This window comes from Cellulosimicrobium cellulans, assembly GCF_001722485.1.
Lineage (GTDB): Bacteria > Actinomycetota > Actinomycetes > Actinomycetales > Cellulomonadaceae > Cellulosimicrobium > Cellulosimicrobium cellulans_A.
The window spans coordinates 1-4,456 of the sequence record NZ_LWGL01000219.1 but is presented as its reverse complement, the minus strand read 5'-3'; the positions used below and the strand labels follow the sequence as shown (position 1 = coordinate 4,456).

5 protein-coding genes are annotated in these 4,456 nt (G+C 77.0%); 3 read left to right on the top strand and 2 right to left on the bottom strand.

All coding sequences use genetic code 11. The features are described from left to right. Nucleotides 1–142 precede the first annotated feature (142 nt). Nucleotides 143–583 carry a D-aminoacyl-tRNA deacylase gene (gene dtd, locus JZ5iCDA_RS15915; protein ID WP_069388028.1) on the top strand — a complete coding sequence of 147 codons (441 nt, stop codon included), beginning with the start codon at nucleotides 143–145 and terminating at the stop codon, nucleotides 581–583. Nucleotides 584–653: 70 nt separating this feature from the next. Continuing rightward, the gene (locus tag JZ5iCDA_RS15910) at nucleotides 654–1,022 is read left to right on the top strand and encodes a nuclear transport factor 2 family protein (protein WP_069388027.1); all 369 of its coding nucleotides are present in this window, start codon (nucleotides 654–656) and stop codon (nucleotides 1,020–1,022) included. 10 nt (nucleotides 1,023–1,032) lie between these two features. Here JZ5iCDA_RS15910 and JZ5iCDA_RS15905 read toward each other — a convergent pair whose 3' ends face one another. Together JZ5iCDA_RS15905 and JZ5iCDA_RS15900 are read right to left on the bottom strand one after the other, a co-directional pair. Continuing rightward, nucleotides 1,033–1,704 (bottom strand): hypothetical protein, encoded by a 672-nt coding sequence (locus tag JZ5iCDA_RS15905; protein WP_069388026.1) that lies wholly within the window; start codon nucleotides 1,702–1,704, stop codon nucleotides 1,033–1,035. A gap of 200 nt (nucleotides 1,705–1,904) precedes the next feature. Then, nucleotides 1,905–3,728, bottom strand: a complete 1,824-nt coding sequence (locus JZ5iCDA_RS15900) for a DUF4012 domain-containing protein (RefSeq protein WP_083260088.1) — start codon at nucleotides 3,726–3,728, stop codon at nucleotides 1,905–1,907. A 186-nt stretch (nucleotides 3,729–3,914) separates the two neighbouring features. Here JZ5iCDA_RS15900 and JZ5iCDA_RS15895 point away from each other — a divergent pair. Further along, nucleotides 3,915–4,456 (top strand): RNA polymerase sigma factor (locus JZ5iCDA_RS15895; protein WP_069388025.1); only part of this gene is annotated, 542 nt, incomplete at its 3' end.

The following is a 4,456-nucleotide window of genomic DNA, read 5'->3' as shown; positions in this document are numbered from 1 at the left end:
CGGCGCTGCGCCTGCTCGACGCGGCCGACGTGCCGGGCGCCGACCAGGACGCCCTGGCCGCGCTCGGCGACGTCGCCGTGCTCGGCGGCGGTCGGCCGGTGGGCACGGTCCGGCCGACGCTCGGACGCGGGGGCGTCGCGGCATGAGGGCCGTCGTCCAGCGCGTCGCGCACGCGAGCGTGACCGTCGTCGGGGACGACGGCGAGACGGAGGTCGTCGGGGCGCTCGACCGACCGGGCCTGGTGGCGCTCGTCGGCGTGACCCACGACGACGGGCCCGCCCAGGTCGAGACGATCGCGCGCAAGATCGCCGAGCTGCGCATCCTCGCGGGGGAGCGCTCGGTCCTCGACGAGGGCGCCCCCGTGCTCGTCGTCAGCCAGTTCACGCTCTACGCGGACACGCGCAAGGGCCGGCGCCCGTCGTGGAACGGCGCGGCGCCGGGCCCGGTCGCGGAGCCGCTCGTCGACGCCGTCGTGGAGGACCTGCGCGCACGCGGCGTCGAGGTCGCGACCGGGCGGTTCGGCGCGCACATGCGCGTGGAGCTCCTCAACGACGGGCCCGTCACGCTCCTGCTCGAGGCCTGAGTCGGCCACGACCGGCGACGCGCCCGGCCGGGTCCTCGGCGCTCGGAGCGTGCGTCCGTAGGGTCAGGGCATGACCGACCTCACGCTCGAGGAGATGCTCGCCGCGGAGCACGCCGGGTGGACGGCGCTGTGCGAGTCCCGCGGCGGCTCGTTCTACGGCTCGCTGATGTGCGAGGACGCGCTCATGGTCGTCGCGGGCGGCATGGTGCTCGACCGCCGGACGATCGCCGCGTCGCTGGACGAGGCGCCCCCGTGGGACTCGTACGAGATCACGGAGGCGCGCGTCGTCCGGCTCGGCGACGAGTGCGCGGCGCTCGTCTACCGCGCGTCGTCCGTGCGCGGCGACGAGCCGCCGTTCACGGCGCTCATGACGAGCGTGTACCGGCGCGTCGACGGCGAGCTGCGGCTCGCGCTCTACCAGCAGACGCCGACGGGCTGACGCCGCCCGGTCAGCCGCGGCGTGCGCGCCGGGTCAGCAGCAGGACGGCCGCACCGACCGCGGCGAGGCCCGCGGCGACCGCCGCGTACAGGCCGACGGTCGCGCCGGTCGAGGCGAGGCTCTGCTCCTCGTCGGGCGAGGCCGCCACCGGGTTCGAGACCGGGCTCGCGGGCTCGTCCTCGCCCGGAGGGTTGATCGCGCACTCGGGCGCCGACGGCGGGTAGTCCACCGTGACCATCGCCTCCGGGTTCGCCTCGAAGACCACGTCGACCGACGGGCGCACCCAGTCGTACTCGTCGCCCTCGACCCACACCCCGTCCTCGAGGCGCCAGCCGGGCCAGTCGGCACCGCGTCCGTCGGCCCCGACGACCGCGCCGGGCCACGGCACGCGGCCGGACAGCGGCAGGCCCGTCTCCACGACGTCCTCGCCGTCCGGGTTGAGCCAGGTGATGGTGAGCGTGTCGCCGGCCGCCCCCTCGACCTCGACGGCGTACTCGAGGTACGGCACGTCGCCGTCGCAGACGGGGTTGCGGACGGTGACGTCCATGGTGGGCTCGGGGACGTAGGAGTCGTCCCCCGTCGCGGCGGACGCCGCGGGCGCGCTCAGCGCGGCGACGATCCCGGCGGCCGCGGTGGCGGCGAGCGTGCGCGCGGTGGCGCGGCGGGTCCTCGAGGTGCTCATGGCTCGTCCTCGTCTCGTGGTGACGTGTGCGGGTGCGGGGAGGGACCTCGACGGTCCCTCGCTCGGGAGATCGGCCTCCCGGCGGTGGCCGGGTGCGCCCCACAGTAATGACGCCGAACAATGAGTTGGACGCTCGTCCGGGTGAAAATAATCAGCCGTGCCCGATCGTTACCGATCCGTGACGGATATTCACCCGCTGGTCAGCCGCACGTCGCGACGTCGACGGTCTGCAGGCCCGGCGCGCGGGCCGTGGGCGTGCTCCACACGTCGAGCCGGCCCGGGGTCGCGTCGCCGGCCTGCCCGCTCGTGCTCACGGTCGAGAACGTGAGCGTCGTGCCCTGGCCGGGCGCGAGGTCGACCATGACCGACAGCGCGGACCGGTCGGCGACGGTCCCGGGCTGCCCGACGGCGGACGTGTCGTCGACGCGCGCGTCCGTGACGCGCCCGCCGCGCGGCGGGTAGAGGGTGACGAACGTGCGCGTGACGCCGGGCTCCACCCCGGCGATCCCGCCCCCGGTCACGTACCAGGGGAGGGCCGTCGCGGCGTCGGGCGGCGCGGTGGAGGCGAGCCGGACGGCGAACGTGTCGACGCGGCCGGCGTCGGTGCACGTGCTCGACGTGAGCTCGACCGCGGAGTCGAGGAACCAGCCCATCTTCCCGCCGGTGCCGTCGTTGAGGAACACGCCGACGGTCCCGGCCGCGCGCTCCGCCGTGTCGATGTCGCCCGCGACGACGGTGCCCGCGAGCCGCTCCTGCTCGTCCTCGTGGGCGGACCACAGCAGGAGCCGGTGCTCGGCCGCCGCGCGGTCGAACGCGTCGGTCGCCGTCGCCGGGTCGGCGCCGCCCGCCAGGACGGTGCCGAGGACCGTCGTCGCGACGGCGGCGAAGAACGCGTCCGTCTCCTCGCCGGCCTCGAACGTCGCGTACGCGTCCGCGAGAAGCACCTGGACGACGTTCCCCGCCTCGACCGTCGTCCCGCCGACGTCGAGCGGCCCCGTCGCCTCGAGCAGGTAGGACAGCGCCACGGGGTCGGTCGCGACGACGCCGTCGACGGCCTGCCCCTGCGCCTGCTCCCACATCGTGGCCGCGAGCGCGGCGGTGGTGGGGAAGTCGGGCGTCAGCGTTGTGTCCTGCACGAAGCGCCCGAGCCGGTCGGAGTACAGCTCCTCGGTGCCGGGGTCGAGCGGCAGCACGGGCGCGTCGAAGGGCGGGACGTCCGCCGTCGCCGCCTGGCGCTCGAGGGTGACGCGGCCGCCGTCGACCGCCACGACGGCGAGCGCGCCGGGGATGCCGCCGGTCGCGCGCAGCTCGGCGTTGTTGAGCGCGAGGACGAGGTAGCGGCGCGGCCCGTCGGCCCCGAGCATCGCGGGGCCGAGCGCCGTCACGCGCTCGGCGGTGCGCACGAGCGGGCGCAGCTCGTCGGTCGCGGCCGTGAGCCGGTCGTACGGCTCGGCGACCTCCGCGTGCAGGGCGCCGCGGTCCACGGCCTCGTGCCGCGCGTCGATCGCGTCGAACGCGTCCGCGGCGCGCGCGGTGAGCGGCGCGGCCTGTTCCAGCGGGGCGAGGTCGACGCCGCCGTCCACGACGGCGACCGCGCCGCCGTCGACGACGGCGAGGACCTCGGCGAGGGACGGGAGCACCGTCGCGGCGAGGTCGTCGACGGTCGCCGCGGACGCGGAGAACGCGCGCACGTCCTGCCCCACGAGGGGCAGGTGGGCGGCGAGCGCCCACAGCGGACCGTCGGTGCTCGCGCGCGCGGTCGCGGTGAGCGGCTGCACGCGGGCCAGGGTCGCGTCCGCGGTCTCGAGGTCGCCGGCGCGCAGCGCCTCCTCGGCGGCCGGCACCTCGTCCATCGCGCGCGTGAGCGCGTCGCGCGCGGTGAGCGCGTCGCGGACGAGCAGCCCGACGGCGACCAGGGCGAGCACCACGAGGGCGAGCAGGGTCCAGCCGACCCACCGGCGGCGTCGTCGCGGTGCGCGCGCGTGCCGCTCCGCACGCCGGACGTCGTGCTGCGTCCCGTCCATGGGCGACAGCGTAGGCGCCCGGCGGTGGCAGGATCGGGGCCGCACCGGGTGATCCTCGTGCGCGTACGGCCGTGCGAAGAGCGGGCGGGCGTCGTGCAAGGTCGGGCCGCCCGGCGACACAGTGCGGGTGACGACACCCGCCCGCCGACCGGGGCGGCCGACGACGACGACCGCCGAGGAGCCGCCGTGACGACCGACGAGACGCCCGACCCGCCCGCGGGCGCCCCCGTCCGTGACGACGCGTGGTTCGCCGCGCTCTTCGGCGCGCACGCGTCGGCGCTGCACCGCTACTTCCGGCGCCGCCTCCCGAGCGGCCGGGGCGCGGTGGGTCCCGACGCCGAGGACCTCACCGCCGAGGTGCTCGCGACCGCGTGGCGCCGCCGCACCGACGTGCCCGACGGCGCGGAGCTGCCCTGGCTGTACCGCACGGCCGGGTTCGTGCTCGCCAACCACGGCCGCAAGGCCCGCCCCGTGCCCGTCGCCTCGGTGCCCGACGAGGCCGACGCGGGCGCCGACGTCGAGCACGTCGTGGTGCAGGACGACGAGGTGCGGCGCGCGCTCGCGACGCTGTCCGCGCGCGACCGGCGCATCCTGCTCCTGCACGCGTGGGAGGGGCTCGGCGGCGAGGAGCTCGCGGTCGTGCTGGGCGTGTCCCGGGGCGGGGCGGACGCCGCGCTCTCGCGGGCGCGCGCCCGCCTGCGCGCGGCGTGGGGCACGGACGTGACCGC

What these genes read in the sequence shown, in the direction of transcription:
- dtd (WP_069388028.1), top strand. Translation starts at nt 143, where the DNA reads ATGAGGGCCGTCGTCCAGCGCGTCGCGCACGCGAGCGTGACCGTCGTC.
- JZ5iCDA_RS15900 (WP_083260088.1), bottom strand. Translation starts at nt 3,728, where the DNA reads ATGGACGGGACGCAGCACGACGTCCGGCGTGCGGAGCGGCACGCGCGC.
- JZ5iCDA_RS15905 (WP_069388026.1), bottom strand. Translation starts at nt 1,704, where the DNA reads ATGAGCACCTCGAGGACCCGCCGCGCCACCGCGCGCACGCTCGCCGCC.
- JZ5iCDA_RS15910 (WP_069388027.1), top strand. Translation starts at nt 654, where the DNA reads ATGACCGACCTCACGCTCGAGGAGATGCTCGCCGCGGAGCACGCCGGG.